The following is a 21,389-nucleotide window of genomic DNA, read 5'->3' as shown; positions in this document are numbered from 1 at the left end:
GGGGAGGTGGACCGGCCGTCCGCTTTTCACCTGTAACGGCAGTTTCATCGGAGGTTGGTGGGTATGGGCCGGTTGTTCGGCACGGACGGCGTACGCGGGCGGGCGAACGTCGACCTCACCCCGGAGTTGGCGCTCTCGGTGGCCGTCGCGGCCGCCCACACCCTCGCCGAGTCGGATCGCAGTCACGCTCCGATCGCCGTGGTCGGCCGGGACACCCGCGCCAGCGGCGAGATGCTGGAGGCGGCCGTGGTGGCCGGACTGACCAGCGCCGGAGCGACCGTGGTCCGGGTCGGCGTGCTGCCCACCCCGGCGGTGGCGTTCCTCACCGCCGAGGCCAAGGCGGATCTCGGGGTGATGCTCTCCGCCTCGCACAACCCGATGCCGGACAACGGGATCAAGCTCTTCGCGGCTGGTGGGCACAAGCTGCCCGACGAGATCGAGATGCGGATCGAGGCGGCCATCGAGGCCAACGCCACCACCGCCTGGACGCGGCCGGTCGGTGCGGGCGTGGGCCGCGTACACGACCTGCTCGACGGCGCCGACCACTACGTGCAGCACCTGGCGGGCACCGTGCCGCACCGGCTCGACGGGATCAAGGTCGTGGTGGACTGCGCCAACGGCGCCGCCGCCGAGGTCGCCCCGGCCGTGTACCGCGAGGCGGGCGCCGAGGTCGTCGCGATCTACGCCGAGCCGGACGGGCTCAACATCAACGACGGGTGCGGCTCGAACCACATCGCCGCCCTGCAACAGGCCGTGGTCGAGCACGGCGCACACCTCGGTATCGCGCACGACGGCGACGCCGACCGCTGCGTGGCGGTCACCGCCGACGGCGACGAGGTCGACGGCGACCAGGTGATGGCGATCCTGGCGCTGGCCATGCGGGAGGCCGGCACGCTGACCGGGGACACCCTGGTCGCCACCGTGATGAGCAACCTCGGCCTGCGCCTGGCCATGTCCGCCGAGGGCATCCGGCTGATCGAGACCAAGGTGGGCGACCGGTACGTGCTGGAGGAACTGCGCGCCTCCGGGCTGGCGCTCGGCGGTGAGCAGAGTGGACACATCGTCATGCCCGCGTACGCCACCACCGGCGACGGGGTGCTGACCGGGCTGCACCTGATGGCCCGGATGGCCGCCACCGGCCGGACCCTGGCGGACCTCGCGGCGGTGGTGACCAAGCTGCCGCAGGTGCTGATCAACGTGCCGGTGGGTGACCGCACCGTCGGTGCCGCCGCGCCCGCCGTCCGCGCCGAGGTGGAACGCGCCGAGGCCGAGCTGGGCGAGACGGGACGGGTGCTGCTGCGCCCCTCGGGCACCGAGCCGCTGGTGCGGGTGATGGTCGAGGCGGCCACCGAGGCGACCGCACGGAAGGTCGCCGAGCGGATCGCCGAACAGGTCCGCACGGCCAGCCCGGCCTGACCGACGCGACGGCCGGTACACGCGGCAGGGCGGCCGTGGTGCCCCCTGCTCACCCGGTCGGCGGCGCGCCGTCGGGCCCGGACGCGCTGACCGCCGGGTCAGGCGTGCGCGCCTGCCCGGCGTAGCCGGGCCACCGCCTCGGTCAGCACCTCCGGGCGTTTGCAGAACGCGAACCGCACCAGCCGCCGGCCGGCCTCCGGGTCGTCGTAGAAGACCTGGGTGGGTACGGCCACCACGCCGCAGCGCTCCGGCAACGTCCGGCAGAAGTCGACGCCGTCGGTGCCGCCGAGGGCGGTGATGTCGGCGGTGACGAAGTACGTCCCCTCCGGCGTGAGCACGTCGAAGCCGGCGTCGCCGAGCCCGCTGATCAACTGGTCGCGGCGGGCCTGCATGCCGTCTCGGAAGTCGGTGAAGTAGGCGTCGGGCAGGGCGAGGGCCACCGCGACCGCAGGTTGCAGTGGCGCCGCGTTGACGAAGGTGAGGAACTGCTTGACCCGCAGCACCGCCGAGACGAGTGCCGCCGGACCGCTGACCCAGCCCACCTTCCAGCCGGTGCAGGAGAACGTCTTGCCGGCCGACGAGACGCGGAGCGTGCGCTCGCGCATGCCGGGCAGCGTGGCCAGTGGGACGTGCCCGGTCGACGCGTCGGTGAAGACCAGGTGCTCGTACACCTCGTCGGTGACCGCGTACGCGCCGTGCTCCTGGCACAGCTCGGCGATCAGCGACAACTCGGCCGGGGTGAAGACCTTGCCGGTCGGGTTGTGCGGGGAGTTCAGCAGCACCAGTCGGGTCCGCGGCCCGAACGCGGCCCGCAGGTCCGCCGGGTCGAAGGCGTACCGCCCGTCGTCGCCGGGCCGCAGCGTGACCGGTCGCCGGACGGCTCCGGCCAGCGTGACCGAGGCGGCGTACGAGTCGTAGTAGGGCTCGAAGCAGACCACCTCGTCGCCCGGCTCGCAGAGACCGAGGATCGCGGCGGCGATCGCCTCGGTGGCGCCCGCCGTGATCACGATCTCGCCGTCCGGGTCGTACTCCAGGCCCCAGAACCGGCGCTGGTGTGCCGCCACGGCGGCGCGCAGCTCCGGTACGCCGGGGCCGGGAGGGTACTGGTTGCGGCCGGCCCGCAGCGCCTCGGCGGCGGCGGCGAGCATCTCGGGCGGGCCGTCGGTGTCCGGGAAACCCTGTCCGAGGTTGACCGCGCCGGTACGCACGGCCAGAGCGGACATCTCGGCGAAAACCGTCGTCCCGAACGGGCGCATCCGGCTCACCAGCGGGTCGACATCGGTGCTCGTCACACGGTCAGGGTACGGCTGGGCCCGGTCGTCCTGCCCGCCCCCGCTTGCGTGCGAGGTGACACCGATCACCGTGTAGCGCTAATCGCTCAAATTCAGTGATTGTTTACCCGGCTTTCGCGCAGACATCGTGAGCGGATCTGGTTAGGCTGCCTCCCATGTGTGGAATCGTGGGGTACGCCGGCAGTCGGCCGGCGCTCGGTATCGTGCTCGACGGCCTGCGGCGGCTGGAGTACCGCGGCTACGACTCGGCGGGTGTCGCCGTGGTCTGCGACGGGCAGCTGCTGACCGAGAAGAAGGCCGGCAAGCTGGCCAACCTGGAGAAGGTGCTCTCCGAGCGTGCCGCCGAGGACCCGGCCGGCTGCGGAGCCAGCCCGATCGGCATCGGCGACGGCACCACCGGCATCGGGCACACCCGGTGGGCCACCCACGGCGGCCCCACGGACCGCAACGCGCACCCGCACCTGTCACCCGACGGCGGGGTCGCGGTGATCCACAACGGCATCATCGAGAACTTCGCCAAGCTCCGCACCGAGCTGGAGGACGACGGCGTCCAGTTCGTCAGTGACACCGACACCGAGTGCGCCGCGCACCTGCTCGCCAAGGCCCTGGCCGAGCTGCGGGCCGCCGGCCACCCGGACGGGCCGCAGTTGCTCGCCGCCGCCATGCGGGTGGTCTGCCAGCGGCTGGAGGGTGCCTTCACGCTGCTCGCGGTGGACGCCGGGGTGCCCGGAGCCGTCGTCGGCGCGCGTCGCAACTCGCCCCTGGTGGTGGGGCGCGGCAACGGGGAGAACTACCTCGCCAGCGACGTCGCCGCGTTCATCGAGTACACCCGCGAGGCGGTCGAGCTGGGCCAGGACCAGATCGTCCTGATCACCGCCGACACCATCGAGATCACCGACTTCGCCGGTCAGCCCGCCAGCGGCAAGGACTTCCACATCGACTGGGACTCCTCGGCCGCCGAGAAGGGCGGCTACGACTGGTTCATGCTCAAGGAGATCGAGGAGCAGCCCCAGGCCGTCGCCGACACGCTGCTGGGCCGGCTGACCGAGAGCGGCGAGATCATGCTCGACGAGGTCCGCCTCAGCGACCAGGACCTGCGCGACGTCGACAAGATCTTCATCGTCGCCTGCGGCACCGCGTACCACTCCGGCATGGTCGCCAAGTACGCCATCGAGCACTGGACCCGGATCCCCTGCGAGGTGGAACTGGCCAGCGAGTTCCGGTACCGCGACCCGGTGCTGGACCGCTCCACCCTGATCGTGGTGATCTCGCAGTCCGGCGAGACCATGGACACCCTGATGGCGCTGCGGCACGCCAAGGAGCAGAAGGCCCGGGTGCTGGCCATCTGCAACACCAACGGTTCCACCATCCCCCGGGAGTCCGACGCCGTGCTCTACACCCACGGCGGTCCGGAGATCGCCGTCGCCTCGACCAAGGCGTTCCTCACCCAGTTGGTCGCCTGTTATCTGATCGGGCTGCACCTGGCCCAGGTGCGGGGGATCAAGTTCGCCGACGAGGTGGCGGCCGTGGTCGATCAGCTCCACCAGGTGCCGGACAAGCTGCGGGAACTGCTCGGTCGGATCGAGCCGGTCCGGGAGCTGGCCCGGGAGCTGAAGTCCGCGCCGACGGTGCTGTTCATCGGCCGGCACGTCGGCTACCCGGTGGCGCTGGAGGGCGCGCTCAAGCTCAAGGAGCTGGCGTACATGCACGCCGAGGGCTTCGCGGCGGGTGAACTCAAGCACGGCCCGATCGCGCTGATCGACCAGGGCACCCCGGTGATCTGCGTGGTGCCGTCCCCGGTCGGTCGCGGACTGCTGCACGACAAGATCGTCTCCAACATCCAGGAGGTACGCGCCCGGGGCGCCCGCACCATCGTGATCGCCGAGGAGGGCGACGAGGCGGTCGTCCGCTACGCCGACCATCTGATCTACGTGCCGCGTACCCCGACGCTGCTCGCCCCACTGGTGACCACCGTGCCGTTGCAGGTGCTCGCGGCCGAGATCGCCGCCGCCCGGGGGCACGACGTCGACCAGCCGCGCAACCTGGCCAAGTCGGTCACCGTGGAGTAGCACGGGGCGCTCACCGGCCGAGCACCACTCGCGCCATACCGTCCAACGCGGGGTTGGCCGGATCCCAGTAGCCGGTGTGACCGTACCGGCCACTGGGGAACGTCCGACCTCCGAAACCCGGCTCGGCCGGGTCGCGCCCGAACCAGCGTTCGTCGTCCGACCCGGCCAGCCAGTCCAGGACCGTGCCGACCGGCGAGGCGCCGAGCACCGCCTGCCGGGCCAGCTCGTCCGGTGGGCGGGTCAGCCGGATCACGTCGTCCGGCGCGGTGCTGGCCCACACCTGCTCGGGCGGGACGCCCAGCTCGGAGGCGTGTCCCACACCGACGCCGGGCGAGCCGACGAAGACCAGCGCGTCCGCGGCGAGCCCATGGTCCCGGGCAGCGGTCCCGACCACCAGCGACCCGTAGCTGTGCCCGAGCACCGTCTGCCGGGCCGGTGGCCCGTCGTGGGTGGCCCGCAGTCCCTCCTGGAACCGGTGCAGCGCCTCGCCCGCGTCCCGGGCCTGCCCGTCCCGGGCCGCCTCGTGCAGGAAGTCCGGGGCGTCGTAGTCCAGCCAGAGCACCGCCGAGGTCTCCTGGCCCGGTGCCAGGTCGGCGCAGCGGGACAGCACCCGGGCCGCCCGGCCCAGCTCGCCGGTGGCGTCGTCCAGCCCGGCGGTCATCCCCGGCACGTACGTCACCACGCCGGTGGCGCGGTCCGGGTCGCCCAGCGCCACCACCGTGCGTCCTTCGCCGCCCACGTCCAACCCGAGCAGGTACGCCCGGGGTGACCCCGTCGCGTCGAGCCGGGTGGCGAGCGCGTCCAGCCCGGTCAGTGCGGCGTCCACCGCGCGCAGCCCGGCCACCTCCGCCGGACCGCGCGGCACCCGGGCCAGCAGCCGTTCCCACCGCGCCCGGAGTTCCTCCCGCCGGATGCCCAGCAGCGAGCGGTTGGCCTGGTCCCGGTCGGCGGCCGGCACCCCGTCGAGGCGACCGACCAGCTCCGGCTCGTGCAGCACCAACCAGCGACGCTGTGCCGTGCTGAGCCCGGTCCACCACTGGCGTACCCGGGCGGGGTCGGTGTGCGGGGCGGGTCGGCCCGGCGGAGGCGGGACCACCCAACCGGCGGCGGCGTCCCGCGACAACTGCCCGAGGCGTCCGGCGGCCTCTCGGTCGGCCGCCCCGGCCAGGTCGAGTGCGTCCCGCAGGCCGGTGGCCACCGGGGTAACCGTGGCGGCGGCCCGCTCCGGCGGCACCCGCGCCGGGTCGGGGCGCACCCGACCCGACCGGTCGATCAGCACACCGGTGGCGGCGGCCAGCGCCACGGCCGAGGAGAGCCGGGCCCGGGCCGCCGCGAGGCGGGCGGAGAACCCGGCGAGCACCTGGTCGACCTCGACGGCGGCCGGGACGAGCGCGGTCAGCTCGGTCCGCAGCCCGGTCAGGCGGGCCCCGGCCGAGCCGGCGGCCCGCCCGGACCAGCCGGTGCGCAGTGCCGCCGCACCGTCGGCGAGTTCGTCGGCCCGCCGCCCGGCGAGCCCGGCCAGGCCGGCCCACGCGGTGCCGGTGCTCCGCCAGCCGGCCGGGTCGGCCGTGGAGAGCTGGACGTACCCGACGGCGCTCGGCCGGGTCGGCGTCGCGCCGGTCACCGGGTCACCGCGGAGAAGCGGGTGGCGGCCCGACCGTCCACCGACTCGTACGCCCCGGCGGCGGCGCGGACCGCGTCCCCGGTCTCCGCCACCTCCGCGCCGAGCCGCCCGCACCAGGTGCGTACCGACGTCTCCAGTGCGGCCAGCGCTCCCGCCGCCGACCACTGGCGGTCCGGTGCCGCCAACCCCGGCACGCCCGCCGGCCCGTGGGCCAGCCGGTAGGCGGTGTCGCCCAGCGTCCGCCCCACCCGGTGCAGCGTCTCCGGCCGCACGGTCAACTCCTCCTGCGCCATCGGCCCCTCCCGTCCTCGACTCCCGCCCGGCGCAGACGCTAGGCGGGGCCGGGCCCCGGAGGCGGCCCCTGTGGACGACGGCCGGGTACGCCCGCCGCCGTCGTCCACAGGGGCCGTCGGGTATGTGGACAAGGGCTATCCTGCGGCCCGCCCGCCGGTAGGGTGGCCGCGTGATCGTCGGCACCGATCGCGTGCGGGACGCGGGAGACGGGGTGTGACATGCGGCCGGTCTGGCGGGTGGCGGAGGTCCGGGCGGCCGAGAGCGCACTGATGGCCGAGCTGCCTCCCGGCACGCTGATGCAGCGCGCCGCCGCCGGGCTGGCCCGCCGCTGCGCGTTGCTGCTCGCCGACCGGGGCGGGGTGTACGCGGCACCGGTGCTGCTGCTCGTCGGCTCCGGCGACAACGGCGGCGACGCCCTGTACGCGGGCGCCCGGCTGGCCCGGCGGGGTGCGGCCGTGTCGGCGCTGCTGCTCGCGCCGGACCGGGTGCACGCGGCGGGGCTGGCGGCGTTGCGGGCCGCCGGTGGTCGGGTCGTGGCGCGCCCGCCGGCAACGGTCGACCTGGTGCTCGACGGGATCGTGGGCATCGGCGGGCGCGGCGGGCTGCGGGAGACCGCCGAGCAGTTGGCGGCGAGCCTGTCGCGGCAGCACGGGCGCGACGGTGGTCGCGCGACTGTGGTGGCGGTGGACGTGCCCAGCGGCGTCGAGGTGGACACCGGGGCGGTGCCGTTGACCTCGTCCGGTCGCCCCGAGGCGGTGCGGGCCGACGTGACGGTGACCTTCGGCGCCTGGAAGCCGGCTCTGGCGGTCGGCCCCGCCGCCGCGCTCGCCGGGCAGGTGGAGCTGGTCGACATCGGGCTGGGGCCGTGGCTGCGGGGCAGCCCGGCGCTGCACGTCGTGGAGGAGCCCGACGTGGTCGACTGGTGGCCCCGGCTCGGCGCGGCCTCGGAGAAGTACACCCGGGGCGTGGTCGGGGTGGCCACCGGGTCGGCGACGTATCCGGGTGCGGGGGTGCTCTCGGTCGGCGGCGCGCTCGCCGGGCCGACCGGCCTGGTCCGCTACGCGGGGGGTGCCCGCGAGGAGGTGGTGCGCCGCTACCCGTCGGTGATCGCCACCGATCGGGTGGTCGACGCGGGTCGGGTGCAGGCGTGGGTGTGCGGATCGGGCCTGGGCACGGACGACCGGGCCGCCGCCGAGCTGCGGACGGTGCTCGCCGCGCCGGTGCCGGTGGTGCTGGACGCCGACGCGCTGACGCTGCTGGTCGACGGTCGGCTCGCCGACCGGCTCCGGCAGCGCGACGCGCCCATCGTGATCACTCCGCACGACCGGGAGTTCACCCGGCTCTGCGGCGAGGAGCCCGGCGCGGACCGGGTCGCCGCGACGCTGCGGCTGGCCGCCTGGACGAACGCCGTGGTGCTGCTCAAGGGGAACCGCACGGTGATCGGCACGCCGGACGGCCGGGCGTACGTCAATCCGACCGGCACCCCGGCCCTGGCCACCGGCGGCACCGGGGACGTCCTGGCCGGGCTGCTCGGTGCGCTGCTCGCGTCCGGCCTGCCGGCGGAGCGGGCCGCCGCGGCGGCGGCGTACCTGCACGGGTTGGCCGGTCGGGAGGCGGCGCGGGGCGGTCCGGTGGCCGCCGCCGACGTGGCCGACGCGCTGCGGCCGGTGCTGGCCCGGATCACCTGACCCGTCGTCGGGGACTCGCCCGACACCCCGTGCTCGGCCGGGGGCGACCCCGGGTGATCAGCGCGGAAGTAGGGTGGGGGGCATGTGGCAGGCCGAGGTACGCGTCGACCTCGACGCGATCCGGGAGAACGTGGACCGGTTGCGCACCGGCACCGGCGCCGAGTTGATGGCGGTGGTGAAGGGTGACGGCTACGGCCACGGCATGGTCCCGGCCGCCCGCGCCGCGTTGGAGGCGGGCGCGGACTGGCTCGGGGTCTGCACCCTGGACGAGGCGTTGGCCCTGCGGGCGGCGGGCATCGACGCCCCGGTGCTGGCCTGGCTGCTGGCGCCCGGGCTGCCGCTGCACACCGGCGTCGCGGCCGGCGTCGACCTGGGGGTGGCGAGCCTTCCGCAGCTCGACGAGATGGTCGGGGCGAGCCGACGCGCGGAACGTCCGGCCCGGCTGCACCTCAAGATCGACACTGGGTTGGCCCGGGGCGGCGCGACCGTCGCCGACTGGCCGGCGCTGCTCGACGCCGCCGCCAAGGCCCAGGCCGACGGGCTGGTCGAGGTGGTCGGGGTGTGGAGCCACTTCGTCTACGCGGACCTGCCCGGACACCCCACCACGGACCGGCAGTTGGCGGTCTTCCACGAGGGGCTGGCCATGGTCGAGCGGGCCGGACTGCGCCCGCGCTACCGGCACCTGGCCAACTCGGCGGCCACGCTGACCCGACCCGACACCCACTTCGACCTGGTCCGCCCCGGGCTGGCCGTGTACGGCCTCTCGCCGGTGGCCGGACAGACGTACGGGCTGCGGCCGGCGATGACCGCGCGGGCCCGGGTGATGCTGACCAAACGGGTACCGGCCGGCGCCGGTGTCTCCTACGGGCACACCTACCTCACCGAGCGCGACGCGACGCTGGCCGTGGTGCCGCTGGGCTACGCCGACGGGGTGCCCCGGCACGCCTCCGGCACCGGCCCGGTGCAACTCGGCGGCCGGCGGCGGACCGTCGCCGGTCGGGTCTGCATGGACCAGTTCGTGCTGGACTGCGGCGACGATCCGGTGGTCGCCGGTGACGTGGTCACCCTCTTCGGCGACGGCGCGGACGGTGCGCCCACCGCCGACGACTGGGCCGAGGCGGTCGGCACCATCAACTACGAGATCGTCACCCGCTTCGGCAGCACCCGGGTGCCCCGTGTCTACGACGGAGGGTCGGCGTGAGGGTCCCCCGACCGCGTACCGCCGCCGGCCGGGCCGCCGGGCTGGTCGGTGCGGCACTCGGCGTGGCCGCCGCCGGGCTCGCCGCCGGTGTCGCCACGGAACGGGCCCTGGTCCGCCGACTCAAGGCCGACCCGGCCGATCCGTACGTCGACGAGGTCTTCGGCGAGCAGCACTACGACGCGGCGCACCGGTTGGAGCTGCCCGACGGCACCGACGTGCACGTCGAGGTGGTCGAGCCGATCCGTCCGGTCGCGGGCAACCCGACGGTCGTGCTGGTGCACGGTTTCTGCCTGGACATGGGCACGTTCCACTTCCAGCGCAAGATGCTGGCCGGGCGGGGCGAGCACCGGATCGTGGCGTACGACCAGCCCGGTCACGGCCGTTCGGGGCGGTTGGAGGGCGGCGAGTACGACCTCGTCGCGCTCGGCCACACGCTGCGCCGGGTGATCGACGAGGTGGCACCGGACGGGCCGCTGGTCCTGATCGGGCACTCGATGGGCGGCATGACCATCATGTCGCTGGCCGAGCTGTACCCGGAGATGTTCGACGACCGGGTGGTGGGCACGGTGCTGATGGCCACCTCCGGCGGTCTGCTGGCGGAGACGAAGCTGGTCGCGCCCGCTCTGCTCGGGCGCGTCGGCGCGCCGGTGCTCTACACGGCCGGCTACGTCACCCGCTACGGCGGGACGGTGATCGACCGGGCCCGCAAGTCCACCAGCAACGTGGCCTGGCTGCTCACCCGCAGGTACGGCTTCGGCACCCGTAAGCCGAGCCCGTCGCTGGTGTCGTACGTGGAGGAGATGAACTCGCGTACCTCGGCCGACACGGTGACCCGCTATCTGCGTACGCTGGCGACGCACTCGCGGTTCCCGGCGCTGGCCGCGTTGGAGGACACGCCGGTGTTGGTGATCGTCGGAGACAAGGACATGATCACGCCGGTGACGCATTCCGAGGAGATCGTCCGGCGGCTGCCGCACGCCGAGTTCGTCAAGATCCACGACAGTGGGCACGTGGTGATGCTGGAGCACGCCGACGAGGTCAACATCGCGGTCAGCCGCTTCCTCGACTCGTGCGAGCGGGACCGCCCGTGACCCGTTTCGAGCTGCCGACCGTCGCGGACACGCACGCCTTCGGGCGGCGCCTCGCGCGGCTGCTGCGCGCCGGTGACCTGGTGCTCCTGACCGGGCCGCTGGGTGCCGGCAAGACCGCGTTGACCCAGGGGGTCGGTGCCGGGCTGGGCGTGCTCGGCGACATCACCTCGCCGACCTTCGTGATCGCCCGGGTGCACGGGCCGGACCCGGCGACCGGACGCGGGGTGGCGTTGGTGCACGCCGACGCGTACCGCCTGGGTGCCGCGAGCGACCCCCGGGCCGAGATCGACGACCTGGACCTGGACGCCTCGGTGGAGGACTCGGTCACCGTGGTCGAGTGGGGCGAGGGGCTGGTCGAGCAGCTGGTCGACGCACACCTGCGGATCCAGATGGACCGGCGTGACGACGACACCCGGGTCGTCGGGCTGGAGCCGGTCGGTGGCGACTGGGCGGCCCGGCTGGCCGAGTTGACCGTCCCGCGCTGACGGCCCTGCGCCGAACGCTGTCGTACCCACTGCCTACAGTGCCCGGAAACGTTCCGACCGGTGAAAGGCCGCCGATGCCCGACGACACCCCCGCCCTCGACCTGCCGGCCCTGCTTCCCGAGGCGTGGCGCGAGGTGCTCGCCCCGCACCTCGACCCGGCCCGCACCGCCGCGTTGGCCGACTTCGTCGCCGGGGAGTACGCGACCCAGACGGTCTTCCCGCCGGTCGAGGACCTCTTCTCCGCCTACCGACTCTGCGCGCCGTCGGCCTGCCGGGTGCTGATCCTCGGGCAGGACCCCTATCACCGGGTCGGCCAGGCGCACGGGTTGAGTTTCAGCGTGCGCGAGGGGGTCTCGGTGCCGCCGTCGTTGCGCAACGTCTTCAAGGAGTTGGGCGAGGACCTGGGCGTGCCCAAGCCGCGCAGCGGCAACCTGGACGGCTGGGCGGCACAGGGGGTGCTGCTGCTCAACTCGGTGTTGACGGTGCGGCAGGGCACTCCCGGCTCGCACGCCAACCGGGGGTGGGAGGAGTTCACCGATGCCACCATCCGGGCGCTGGACGCCCAGGAGTCGCGCGTGGTGTTCCTGCTCTGGGGTGGCTACGCGCGCAAGAAGGCGGCGCTGGTCACCAATCCGCAGCACGTGGTGCTGGAGGCGGGCCACCCCAGCCCGATGAACCCGCGTGGCTTCCTCGGCAGCCGGCCGTTCAGCGCGGCCAACAAGGCCCTCGCCGACGCCGGCCTGCCCACCGTCGACTGGGAGCGCACCGCCGGTTGAGCCGTTGGTGCGCTGAGGTGCCCCTTCACATCCCCGTGCGGCGACGTGAAGGGGCACCTCGGATCAGCCGATCCGGTACGCGCGAACCACCGTCTCGGTCAGGCTGGTGGCGCTACCTCTGGCCGTGACCTGCACGGACACGTACCCGGGGGCGGCCGGGTGGCGGACCGTACCGAGGAAGGTGCCGGCGCCGGTGCGGGTGACCGGGGTCGACTTCCAGGTGGCGCCGTCGTCGTAGGAGACCCGCAGGCCGACCGACGTGGCGTCGGCGCTGCTGATCGGGATGGTGAAGGACCGGCCGGCGGGTGCCGTGCCGGTGGCGTCCAGGGTCGGCGCCATGCGGACCGCCATGAGGCGCGACGCGGTCACCGGCCGGGTGAACGTCCAGTCGGCGGTGACCCGGGTGGACAGGCCGAACGAGGCCGCCCGGGTGGACTCGACGTGGAGCCGGTAACTGCCCGGTACGGGCGGCACGGTGAATCGGGCGTGACCGGGCAGGTCCGAGGTGGCCACCTCGGTGCCGTTGCGGTAGAGGGTGGTCGTACCGGAGAGGGTTTCCTGCTCGACGTGGCCGGGGTGGCCGGCGCTGTCGCAGTAGGGGGCGACCCGCACGACCAGTTGGTCGCCGGACCACCCGCCACCGGCGGTCGGGCAGGGCGCGACGATCGGGGCGTTCCAGGTGGAGGTGTAGGTCCGCCCGGGCCGGTAGGCGATCGCCGGTCCGGCCGTGGTGACGGTGTAGTAGTCGACGGCCTCGTCCGAGTACTGGAACACCCGCGAGGCCCACCTGATGCCGCCGTCGGTGTTGAAGTGGCGGGTCTGCGCCAGCGGCGTGGAGGCGTACGCCGGGGTCAGCGGATAGCCCGGCACGATCGGCGCCGACTGCATCGCGGCCGGGCCCTCCGGGGCCTGGGCGCGGGCGGAGGTCCGGTCCACGGCGAGTTCTCCGGCCGTGACGGACCTGGTGAAGCCGGTGGGCAGCGCGCCGGGCCGGTGCCAGGCGAGCTGGTACGCGTACCGGCTGGGGTCCGATCCGTCGGCGAACGCCGTGCCGATCACCGAGACGAACTCGTCCCGGCTGCCGGTCCCGCCGATCTGGGCCGTCCGCATCCGGGTCGACGCGTTGCTGCTGCCGCCGACGGTCACCCAGGAGTTGCCGGAGCGGACGCCCACCTGGACGGTGCTGTCGGAGCGGACCGCGTCGGCTGCCGGCACGCTGACCTGGACCGGACGCCCGACCCGTTCGTCGAGCGTGAGGTCGGTGTCGGCCCGCACGGCCAGGTTCGTGTGCGCCAGATAGGTCAGCTCCGGCAGGTGGGAGAACATCTGCGACACGACCGCGTAGCGCCCCTCGGGCACCCGGATGGTGATCTCACTGCCCTGCTCGTCGTCGTAGTGGTGGAGCGAGTCGTACGTGTACGGGATGTCCAGGCCCACGACGGTGGTGTAGAAGTCCCGGGTCTCCTGACCGTCCGCGCCGAGATGCCGCAGCGTCAGGGAGTGGGTGGCGGCCTCCCGGACCAACCCGACCGGCGTGGTCAGCCGCTTGCCGTCGCCGGTGCCGGCGGTCAGCCGCCCGGAGTACGGCCCGGCCGGTGCCGTCGTCGAGGCGGTGGCCGTGACGGTGGCATGGGCACTGCCGCCGGGCGGCACGGTCAGCGTCGACGGGTTCACCCGGAACATCCCGGAGGTGGGCGCCGTCTGCGGCCCGTCCACGGTCAGGCTCAGTCGTAGGGTCTGCGGCGTGGTGCCGGTGTTGCGGTAGGTGACCGTCCCGCTGGTCGGCGCGGCGCCGGTGTGCGGGAACGTGTGGGTGCCGAGGCTCAGGCTGGGCGGGTCGGCGAGGACCGTACCGGCGAGCGCGCCGGCCACGTCGACGCGCCCGGCGCCCTGAGCGAACACGCTGACGCCCGACGCCGGTCGGGCCGTACCCATCAGCGCGGCTTTGATCATGTCTCCGGTCCAGTCCGGGTGCTTCTGCTTGAGCAGGACGGCACTGCCGGCCGCGTGCGGCGCCGCGAAGGAGGTGCCCCACAGGCCGTCGGTGTAGGGGCCGGTGCCGTACGCGTCGGTGCTGCGGGCAGCGGTGACGTCGACGCCGGGCGCGGTGAGGTCGGGCTTGACGGCGTCGTCGCCGAGACGTGGGCCCCGGTTGGAGAAGGACGCCAGCCGGTCGTCGTGGTCGACCGCGCCGACGGCCAGCGCGGCATCGGCGGTTGCCGGTGACCCGACGTCGTAGTCCTGGGCGGCGTTCGGGTTGTTGCCGTTGTCGCCGCTGTTGCCGGACGCGACCACGAAGAGCGTGCCGTGCTGCTCGCTCAGGCGGCGCAGGGCGATCTCCAGGGGGTCGTCGCCGGGGGTGTCCGGGAAGCCGAGACTCATGTTGACGACTGCGGCGCGCTTCGGGCCGGCTGCCCACTCCATCGCGGCGATCACCGCCGACTCGGTCGAGTCCCAGTCACCGGTCTTGGCGTCGATGATCGTCGCCTCGGGGGCGACGCCCCGGTACCGGCCGGCCGAGGCGGCCCCACTGCCGGCGGCGACGGCGGCGACGGCCGTGCCGTGTCCCATCAGGTCGCGGACGTCGTCGCTGGTGGGTACGCCGCCCTCGGAGACCGGCGAGAAGTCGACCTGGGCGGCTACCCGGCCGACCAGGTCGGGGTGGGTGGCGTCGATCCCGCTGTCGATCACCGCGACGGTGACACCCCGGCCGGTCAGGCCGGCCTGCCAGGCGCTCGGGGCGCCGATCTGTTGGATACCCTCGGCGCCGCTGAAACGCCCGACGGCGTCCAGCCAGACCTTGCCCTTCGCGCCCTTGCGGGTCAGCCCCGACCAGAGCCGGTCGAGGCCCTGCTTGCGGGTGTGCATCGCGGTGGCCGGGAAGCTGGTCATCCGGTGCACGATCGTGCCGTCGACGCCACTGTCGGTGGAGGCGATGATCGGCAGGTCGGCACGTCGGTCGTCGTCGTACCCGTCGGCGAGCAGCCCGGTCACGTCGAACAGCCGTGGGTCGAGTCGGTCCGCCCGCAACAGCGGCAGCGCGTCGGCCGGCACCACCCGTACCCGGCCGGCGATCGTGCTGGTCAGCATCGGAATCTCCGACCGTCCCGGGCCCGGGACGACGCTGACGCCGCCGTCGGTGGTCACGGTGACCCGGTCACCGGTGATCAGCGTCGCGGTCCGACCGCCGCCGGAGGGCGCAGCCGCCCCGGCCGCGTCGGCCGCTGCCGGGGACGCCGGAACGAGACCGGCCGCGAGCAGCAGGGCCACGGCGGCCGGTAGGAATCTTCTGGGGCGCATGGACTCGTGTTCCTCCATTGTGGACAAATGAGGGACGGTGGCAGGCGACGGCGCCGTGCCCCCGGGGGCGGGGACACGGCGCCGGACGAGCGGGATCGTCGGTGTCGGCCAGGGGCTACCGCGCCTGGGGCACCGGGGTCCAGGTGAGTTCGTCGTTCACGTCGGCCACCTCGACCGACTCCGCGATCCTGGTCAGTTCCGCGACGGAGAGCCCGCCGGTGCCGAGCACCTGCACCTGCACCGCGCCGTCCGTGGTCCAGCGGTTGCAGAACGCGTCACCCGACGCCTGGTAGCACTTCGTCTTGCCGGCCTTCGCCCGCTGGTTGGAGGAGGAGGCGGGCATGACGTAGATGCTGACACTGCCCGGGATGGTGGCGCTCTCGTTGTCGCCGTACGGCGACGTCAGGCCGGTGGTCGACGGGGCCGGGTCGGCGTAGGTCACGCCACCGTAGTTGCCCGCGCGGGCCTGCGCGATGCCGACCAGGCCGGGCAGGGCGTGCGAGCCGGCCTCGACCGCAGTGTGGCCGGCGGGCAGGTAGCCGATCCGGAACGGCAGCGTGGCGGGCACCGCCGGGCTCGGCTTCAGGGCGGTGACCAGCGCCGACAGGTCCGCGATGGAGGGGTCGGGGGTGCTGGTGTACGCGGTCACCACGGCCCACGCGTCGTCGGCGTACTCCCAGGCCAACTGCCGGCCGGCCGGCTCGACGGTCGACTCGACGGCCTGGCGGCCGGCGATCGTCGACGAGGTGCCGCCGACGATCCCCGCCGGGTCGAACGCGCCCGGTCGGTAGAGCGTCAGGTAGGCGTACAGCGGTCGCTGGGTCGAGTCGGTGCCGGCAGCCGGGGGGCGCTTCCCATTCCGACGGACGGGCGTCTCGGAATCCTCGACCGGCCGGTCGTGGGTGACTCTGCCGTCCATGTAGACCGAGGCGATCTGATAGGCGGGGGAGACCACCACGGGGTCCTGCACGCGCAGCGGACCGGCGTCGAACGCGCGGAACGTGAAGCTGAACGGCGGCGCGTCCGACCAGGTGGCCTCCGCGCCTGGGGCGGCCCCGGCGACGATCGTGGTCGGCTGCTCCGGCGCACCCGGCGTCAGCGCGAACGTGCCGGCGACCACGGCCGCGACCAGGCCGGCGGCACCTGCGGAGGCGAATCCCGCCCGACGGCGACGTTCGGCCTTGCGGCCGGCCGTGACGATCTGGTCGACGGAACGCGACATGGGCGGCTCGTCCACGGTCACCGCCGCCACGATCTCATGCAATTGCGACATGCCATTCCTTGTCCTCGATGTTGTTGAGCCGGTCGGCTCCGAGTAGTTCGCGGAGCTTGGCGAGACCGCGCGACGTCTGGCTCTTCGCCGTGCCGACGGTGCAACCCAGGACCTGGGCCGTCTCCTCCAGGCTGAGTCCGAGGTAGTGACGCAGCACCACGGCGGCCCGTTGGCCGGTGGGTACGGCGTTCAGCGCCGTGCGCAGCCGTAGCCGCTCGTCGGTGGCGCCGTTCGGGTCGTCCACCGCAACGTCCGGAATGCCGTAGCCGGCCGACCGCTCCCGCCCCTGACGCCAGGGCCTGCGCGTCTCGTCGACGGCGGCCCGGTACACCATGGTCTTGGCGTACAGGTCCGGGCGCTCCACCTTGCGCCAGCGCGGGTACAGCTTGATCAGTGTGTTGGCCACCGCGTCATCCGCCGCGTGCCAGTCCCCGCAGGTCACATAGGCCAGCTTGCGCAGTGACGCCATCTCGGACGTCACGAACTCCCGGAACGCTTGCTCGTCTGCGGCCTTCAAATCGACATTCCTCCTCTGTCCGGAGGTGGGACGGTGGTGGCGGGAGCAGAAGTTGCTCGGCGAACGGAAGTACTTGCCCGATCACTGTCGGTAGCGACGGTGGCTGCCGGTGCGGGTGCTTCGATCGGGGGCGGGCGGGGCGCCACGAGGCGGTCGGCGGTGCGGCTAGGCTGGCTCATTGTGCTCGTACTCGTGGTGGACAGCTCGACGCCGGCGGTGACGGCGGCCCTGGTCGAGGTCACCGCGACGGCGGTGACGACCCGTGCGCACCGGTGCACCGTCGACGCCCGCGCGCACGGCGAGTTGCTCGCGCCTCAGGTCGACGCGGTGCTGACCGACGTCGGCGCCCGCCCGGCCGACCTCGACGCGATCGTCGCCGGGCTCGGCCCGGGGCCGTTCACCGGGCTGCGGGTCGGGCTGGTCACCGCCGCCACGATGGGTCAGGTGCTCGACATACCGACGTACGGTGTCTGCTCCCTGGACGCCATCGGATACCCGGCGGCGAACGGCGAGCCGGTGTTGGCCGCCGGTGACGCGCGGCGTCGGGAGATCTACTGGGCCGTCTACGACGGCGCCGGGCAGCGGCTCGTCGGGCCGGAGGTCGGTGCCCCGGCGGTCGCCGCCGAGCGGGCCCGGGAGCTGGGCGTCACGGCGGCGGTCGGTGACGGCGCGCACCGGTACGCGGAGACGCTCGGGCTGCCGCTGTGGCCGGAGCCGCGCTACCCGGACGCGTGCGCGCTGGCCGCCCTGGCCGCCGAACGCATCCGGGCCGGCGCGCCCGGCGAGACGCTGACCCCGCTCTATCTGCGGCGGCCGGACGCGGTGGCGGCCACCGCCCGCAAGACGGTCCTGCCGTGAGCGAGCGGCAACGCACCGATCCGGTGCGGCGTGAACTCGGGCGGCGTGACCCGGAGCAGCGTGACCTGGTGCGGCTCGGCCGGTTCCGGTGGTGGCACATCGACGAGGTGCTGCCGATCGAGGCGGACCTCTTCGGCGCCGAGCAGTGGTCCGCGGCGATGTTCTGGAACGAACTGTCGCACGGGCACTTCTATCTGGTCGCGACCGACGACGACGGCGCGGTGCTCGGCTACGCCGGGCTGGCGGTCGCGCCGCCCGACGAGGCGTGGGTGCAGAACATCGCGGTACGCCGGGACGCGCACCGCCGGGGCGTGGGGCGGGTACTGCTGGAGGCCCTGCTCGCCGAGGCCGCCCGGCGGCGCGTACGCAGCGTGCTGCTGGAGGTCGCGGCGGACAACGCGCCGGCCCAGCGCCTCTACGCGTCGTACGACTTCGAGCCGATCGGCGTGCGGCGCGGCTACTACCAACCGAGCAACACCGACGCGCTGGTGATGCAGCGCCACCAGGACTGAGCACCCATGGCTGACGAACCCCTGATCCTCGGCATCGAGACCTCGTGCGACGAGACCGGTGTCGGCATCGTGCGCGGGCACACCCTGCTCGCCGACGCGCTCGCGTCCAGCGTGGACCAGCACGCCCGGTTCGGTGGGGTGGTGCCGGAGGTGGCCAGCCGGGCGCACCTGGAGGCGATCGTGCCGACCATGCGGCGGGCGCTGACCGAGGCCGGGGTGACGATCGCCGACATCGACGCGATCGCGGTGACCGCCGGCCCGGGGCTGGCCGGTGCGCTGCTGGTCGGGGTGGCTGCGGCCAAGGGGTACGCGGTCGCCGCCGAGAAGCCCGTCTACGGGGTCAACCACCTGGCCGCGCACGTGGCGGTGGACACGCTGGAACACGGGCCGCTGCCCGAGCCGGCGATCGCCCTCCTGGTCTCCGGGGGGCACTCGTCGTTGCTGCTCGTCGACGACCTGGCGCACGGCGTCACCCCGCTGGGCGCCACCATCGACGACGCGGCCGGGGAAGCCTTCGACAAGGTGGCCCGGCTGCTCGGCCTGCCGTTTCCCGGCGGCCCCTACATCGACCGGGAGGCGCGGGCCGGCGATCCGGCGTCGATCGCGTTCCCGCGTGGCCTGACCGCCGCCAAGGACCTGGCCGCGCACCGGTACGACTTCTCCTTCTCCGGGTTGAAGACCGCGGTGGCCCGGTGGGTGGAGGCACGACAGCGGGCCGGTGAACCGGTGCCGGTGGCCGACGTGGCGGCGTCCTTCCAGGAGGCGGTCTGCGACGTGCTGGTCACCAAGGCGCTGGACGCCTGCCGCAGCAGTGGCGTGGAGACCCTGGTGATCGGCGGGGGAGTGGCGGCCAACTCGCGGCTGCGGGCGTTGGCCGAGCAGCGGGCCGCGCGGCACGGCATCCGGGTACGCGTACCCCGGCCGGGACTGTGCACCGACAACGGCGCGATGGTGGCGGCCCTCGGCTCGCACCTGGTCGCCTCGGGGGTCGCGCCGAGCCGGCTCGACCTGCCCGCGGATTCGGCGATGCCGCTGACCACGGTCAGCGTCTGAGGGAGGACGGCGACGTGATCGTACGGATGTGGGAGGCGCGGGCGGAGCCGTACGCGCTCGCCGAGTTGATCACCTGGGTGTGCGACAGCGCCCTGCCCGAGTTCGAGCACGACCCGCTGCACCTGTCCAGCGAGGTGTTCTCCTCCACCGACCACCGGGTGGTGGTGATCTCGAAGTGGCGCAGCAGTCCCCGGCCGCTGCCCGAGCCGCCGGTGATGCTGCTCGCCCGGCCGCCGCACTCCTGGGACTTCACCCAGGTCGACCGCTGAACCGGGCCACCACGGTCAGCGGATGGTCACCGTGGTGGTCGCGGTGGCCCGGTCGATGTCGCTGGTCCGGGCGCTGATCCGCAGCGTCCACTCGCCGGCCAGCGGGAACTGGATCTCGGCGCTGCCGTGGTGCGGTTCCAGGCTGAGCACGTCGATCGCGATCGGCTCGATACCCGCCTCCGGCAGGGCGGCGGTGACGCTCCACTCCGCCACCGGCAGCTCCTTGCCCGCCGGTGTGTAGACGTACGCGTGCAGGCTGTTCGCCGTGTTCGGGGCCGCCGGGTAGATGTCGAACTGCACCACGAAGATGCTTGTGGTCAACGACTGGGCGACACCGTCCCGGGTGACCCCGTCGGCGGTCGCGCCGTCCGTCCGCCCCGGCGGCGTCTGCACCAGCACGGCGGTCAGCACCAGGACCATCGCGGTCACCGCGAGTTCGACACCGGCCGCGCGGGCGACCCAGCGGGGCCGCCCGGCGGCGATCCGCCGCCGGATCAGGCGCCGCTGCCAGGCCGCGATCGCCAGCACGGCTGCGAGCAGTGCGGCCTTGGCGCAGAGCAGCCGACCGTACGTGGTGCCGAGCACTGCCGACGGCCGACCGAGTTCGATCGCGGCCTGGAGCACCCCGGCGGTGACCAGCCAGGCCACCGCCAGCGTGGCCCACTTCGACCAGGCCGGCAGGATGCGGGCGAGAACCCGCTCGTGGGTGCCCCGGAGCAGGAACACGGTGAGGGCGAGCAGCCCGCCCAGCCAGACCGCCACCCCGACGACGTGCACGGTGGTCAGCACGATGCTCACCGGCGGCACCGGTGCGGCGACCGGATGCCCGGCGAGCGGCCAGGTGACCGCCCCGGCCACCCCCACGACGGCCAGCGCCCCCGTCCGGACCCGCCCGGCGCGTCCCCGGGTGACCGCCGGCAGCAGCGCCGCGGCGACGCCGACCAGGGCCAGGCGTGCCGCCAGCACCAGGCCGATGTCGGTGTCGGCGACGGCGCGCAGGTCGGCGGGGGAGAGTTGCCCGACCGGCGCGCCGACCACCTGGGCGGCCTGCCCGACCCAGGTGCCGACGGTGGCCACGGCGACCAGGCCGAGCCCGACCAGCGCCGTCACCGTCGCACCCCGCCGGGACCGCCGGGGTGGCCAGAACGCCGCAGCGAGCAGCGGCGGACCGACCGCCAGCAGCAGACCGAGGTAGCCGAGGAACTTGGCGGCGGGCACCAGGACCCCGGCCGGTGACTCCGACTCCGCCACGGCCGGCAGGGGTGGGGCCACCGACGGTGCCCCGGCGGCGAAGGTGAAGCTGCCGGCGACCGGATGACTGTCCGCCGAGATGACGCGGTAACTGACCAGGTACGTGCCGAGCGGCCGGTCGGAGGCGCGCAGCATGATCCGCAGGGTCCGGTCGCGGACCTCCGGGTCACCGATGTTGATCCGCTTACCGTCCGGCGCGAGCACCTGCACCCGGCCGGACACCGGCGCGACCGACTCGCTGAAGGTGACCAGGACCTCGCGTGGCGCGTACGGGAGCACCTCGTCGCGCTGCGGCGTGGTGTCCACCACGACGGCGTGCGCCGCCGCTGGGCCGGCGGGACCCAGGGCGGCGCACAGGGTGGCCAGGACCAGCCCGAGGAGGGCGAGGGCCCGGGTACGGGGTGCCATCGGTGCGGGTCG

The 21,389-nt window shown here is 74.0% G+C and carries 18 protein-coding genes; 11 read left to right on the top strand and 7 right to left on the bottom strand.

Annotation, left to right across the window (positions count from 1 at the left end):
* The first annotated feature begins 63 nt into the window (after positions 1 to 63).
* Complete coding sequence (gene glmM / locus HUT12_RS28115) at positions 64 to 1,416, top strand: phosphoglucosamine mutase (protein WP_131053672.1); 1,353 nt, start codon at positions 64 to 66, stop codon at positions 1,414 to 1,416.
* A gap of 98 nt (positions 1,417 to 1,514) precedes the next feature.
* On the opposite strand, the gene HUT12_RS28110 is transcribed toward glmM, so the two are convergent.
* Entirely contained in the window at positions 1,515 to 2,708 is a 1,194-nt protein-coding gene (locus HUT12_RS28110) for a pyridoxal phosphate-dependent aminotransferase (protein ID WP_131053673.1), read from the bottom strand.
* Between the two features lie 155 nt (positions 2,709 to 2,863).
* Between HUT12_RS28110 and glmS the strand changes: the two genes are divergently transcribed.
* Positions 2,864 to 4,777 carry a glutamine--fructose-6-phosphate transaminase (isomerizing) gene (glmS, locus tag HUT12_RS28105; protein ID WP_131053674.1) on the top strand — a complete coding sequence of 638 codons (1,914 nt, stop codon included), beginning with the start codon at positions 2,864 to 2,866 and terminating at the stop codon, positions 4,775 to 4,777.
* A gap of 10 nt (positions 4,778 to 4,787) precedes the next feature.
* On the opposite strand, the gene HUT12_RS28100 is transcribed toward glmS, so the two are convergent.
* On the bottom strand, positions 4,788 to 6,401 hold the full coding sequence (locus tag HUT12_RS28100) for an alpha/beta hydrolase (protein ID WP_176095224.1): 1,614 nt from the start codon (positions 6,399 to 6,401) through the stop codon (positions 4,788 to 4,790).
* A complete protein-coding gene (locus HUT12_RS28095) occupies positions 6,398 to 6,694 on the bottom strand; it encodes a type VII secretion target (protein ID WP_176095223.1) in 297 nt (98 codons plus the stop codon). The genes HUT12_RS28100 and HUT12_RS28095 overlap by 4 nt, the downstream gene beginning before the upstream one ends.
* 219 nt (positions 6,695 to 6,913) lie before the next feature.
* Here HUT12_RS28095 and HUT12_RS28090 point away from each other — a divergent pair, with 219 nt between their 5' ends.
* From HUT12_RS28090 to ung, 5 genes are all read left to right on the top strand, one after another.
* Positions 6,914 to 8,383, top strand: a complete 1,470-nt coding sequence (locus HUT12_RS28090; RefSeq protein WP_176095222.1) for an NAD(P)H-hydrate dehydratase — start codon at positions 6,914 to 6,916, stop codon at positions 8,381 to 8,383.
* Positions 8,384 to 8,465: 82 nt separating this feature from the next.
* Entirely contained in the window at positions 8,466 to 9,584 is a 1,119-nt protein-coding gene (gene alr / locus HUT12_RS28085) for an alanine racemase (RefSeq protein WP_176095221.1), read from the top strand.
* Entirely contained in the window at positions 9,581 to 10,675 is a 1,095-nt protein-coding gene (locus tag HUT12_RS28080) for an alpha/beta fold hydrolase (RefSeq protein WP_176095220.1), read from the top strand. The genes alr and HUT12_RS28080 overlap by 4 nt, the downstream gene beginning before the upstream one ends.
* A complete protein-coding gene (gene tsaE / locus HUT12_RS28075; RefSeq protein ID WP_176095219.1) occupies positions 10,654 to 11,160 on the top strand; it encodes a tRNA (adenosine(37)-N6)-threonylcarbamoyltransferase complex ATPase subunit type 1 TsaE in 507 nt (168 codons plus the stop codon). Before HUT12_RS28080 ends, tsaE begins: the two co-directional genes overlap by 22 nt.
* 74 nt (positions 11,161 to 11,234) lie before the next feature.
* Positions 11,235 to 11,936, top strand: a complete 702-nt coding sequence (gene ung / locus HUT12_RS28070; protein ID WP_131055874.1) for a uracil-DNA glycosylase — start codon at positions 11,235 to 11,237, stop codon at positions 11,934 to 11,936.
* Positions 11,937 to 11,999: 63 nt separating this feature from the next.
* Here ung and HUT12_RS28065 read toward each other — a convergent pair whose 3' ends face one another.
* The 3 genes from HUT12_RS28065 to HUT12_RS28055 all read right to left on the bottom strand — a co-directional run bounded on the left by HUT12_RS28065 (position 12,000) and on the right by HUT12_RS28055 (position 17,026).
* Positions 12,000 to 15,236, bottom strand: a complete 3,237-nt coding sequence (locus tag HUT12_RS28065) for a S8 family serine peptidase (RefSeq protein WP_176095218.1) — start codon at positions 15,234 to 15,236, stop codon at positions 12,000 to 12,002.
* Between the two features lie 115 nt (positions 15,237 to 15,351).
* Positions 15,352 to 16,509, bottom strand: coding sequence for a hypothetical protein (locus HUT12_RS28060; RefSeq protein WP_176095217.1), 1,158 nt, complete (start codon positions 16,507 to 16,509; stop codon positions 15,352 to 15,354).
* The gene (locus HUT12_RS28055) at positions 16,493 to 17,026 is read right to left on the bottom strand and encodes a SigE family RNA polymerase sigma factor (RefSeq protein ID WP_131057862.1); all 534 of its coding nucleotides are present in this window, start codon (positions 17,024 to 17,026) and stop codon (positions 16,493 to 16,495) included. Before HUT12_RS28055 ends, HUT12_RS28060 begins: the two co-directional genes overlap by 17 nt.
* A 180-nt stretch (positions 17,027 to 17,206) precedes the next feature.
* On the opposite strand from HUT12_RS28055, the gene tsaB reads away from it, so the two are divergent.
* From tsaB to HUT12_RS28035, 4 genes are all read left to right on the top strand, one after another.
* Complete coding sequence (gene tsaB, locus HUT12_RS28050; RefSeq protein WP_176095216.1) at positions 17,207 to 17,884, top strand: tRNA (adenosine(37)-N6)-threonylcarbamoyltransferase complex dimerization subunit type 1 TsaB; 678 nt, start codon at positions 17,207 to 17,209, stop codon at positions 17,882 to 17,884.
* Positions 17,885 to 17,952: 68 nt separating this feature from the next.
* A complete protein-coding gene (gene rimI, locus HUT12_RS28045; protein ID WP_131057002.1) occupies positions 17,953 to 18,396 on the top strand; it encodes a ribosomal protein S18-alanine N-acetyltransferase in 444 nt (147 codons plus the stop codon).
* Positions 18,397 to 18,402: 6 nt separating this feature from the next.
* Positions 18,403 to 19,449, top strand: coding sequence for a tRNA (adenosine(37)-N6)-threonylcarbamoyltransferase complex transferase subunit TsaD (gene tsaD / locus HUT12_RS28040; RefSeq protein ID WP_131057000.1), 1,047 nt, complete (start codon positions 18,403 to 18,405; stop codon positions 19,447 to 19,449).
* A 14-nt stretch (positions 19,450 to 19,463) separates the two neighbouring features.
* Positions 19,464 to 19,718 carry a hypothetical protein gene (locus tag HUT12_RS28035; protein WP_131056998.1) on the top strand — a complete coding sequence of 85 codons (255 nt, stop codon included), beginning with the start codon at positions 19,464 to 19,466 and terminating at the stop codon, positions 19,716 to 19,718.
* Between the two features lie 15 nt (positions 19,719 to 19,733).
* On the opposite strand, the gene HUT12_RS28030 is transcribed toward HUT12_RS28035, so the two are convergent.
* Entirely contained in the window at positions 19,734 to 21,377 is a 1,644-nt protein-coding gene (locus tag HUT12_RS28030) for a copper resistance protein CopC (RefSeq protein WP_176095215.1), read from the bottom strand.
* Positions 21,378 to 21,389: the final 12 nt, after the last annotated feature.

It is taken from the genome of Verrucosispora sp. NA02020 (assembly GCF_013364215.1).
GTDB lineage: Bacteria > Actinomycetota > Actinomycetes > Mycobacteriales > Micromonosporaceae > Micromonospora.
This window is presented reverse-complemented; position numbering and strand designations above follow the sequence as displayed.

Excerpts from the sequence above, each read along its gene's own strand:
- glmM (WP_131053672.1), top strand. The coding sequence starts at position 64 with ATGGGCCGGTTGTTCGGCACGGACGGCGTACGCGGGCGGGCGAACGTC.
- glmS (WP_131053674.1), top strand. The coding sequence starts at position 2,864 with ATGTGTGGAATCGTGGGGTACGCCGGCAGTCGGCCGGCGCTCGGTATC.
- HUT12_RS28095 (WP_176095223.1), bottom strand. The coding sequence starts at position 6,694 with ATGGCGCAGGAGGAGTTGACCGTGCGGCCGGAGACGCTGCACCGGGTG.
- HUT12_RS28090 (WP_176095222.1), top strand. The coding sequence starts at position 6,914 with ATGCGGCCGGTCTGGCGGGTGGCGGAGGTCCGGGCGGCCGAGAGCGCA.
- alr (WP_176095221.1), top strand. The coding sequence starts at position 8,466 with ATGTGGCAGGCCGAGGTACGCGTCGACCTCGACGCGATCCGGGAGAAC.
- ung (WP_131055874.1), top strand. The coding sequence starts at position 11,235 with ATGCCCGACGACACCCCCGCCCTCGACCTGCCGGCCCTGCTTCCCGAG.
- HUT12_RS28065 (WP_176095218.1), bottom strand. The coding sequence starts at position 15,236 with ATGCGCCCCAGAAGATTCCTACCGGCCGCCGTGGCCCTGCTGCTCGCG.
- HUT12_RS28060 (WP_176095217.1), bottom strand. The coding sequence starts at position 16,509 with ATGTCGCAATTGCATGAGATCGTGGCGGCGGTGACCGTGGACGAGCCG.
- tsaD (WP_131057000.1), top strand. The coding sequence starts at position 18,403 with ATGGCTGACGAACCCCTGATCCTCGGCATCGAGACCTCGTGCGACGAG.
- HUT12_RS28030 (WP_176095215.1), bottom strand. The coding sequence starts at position 21,377 with ATGGCACCCCGTACCCGGGCCCTCGCCCTCCTCGGGCTGGTCCTGGCC.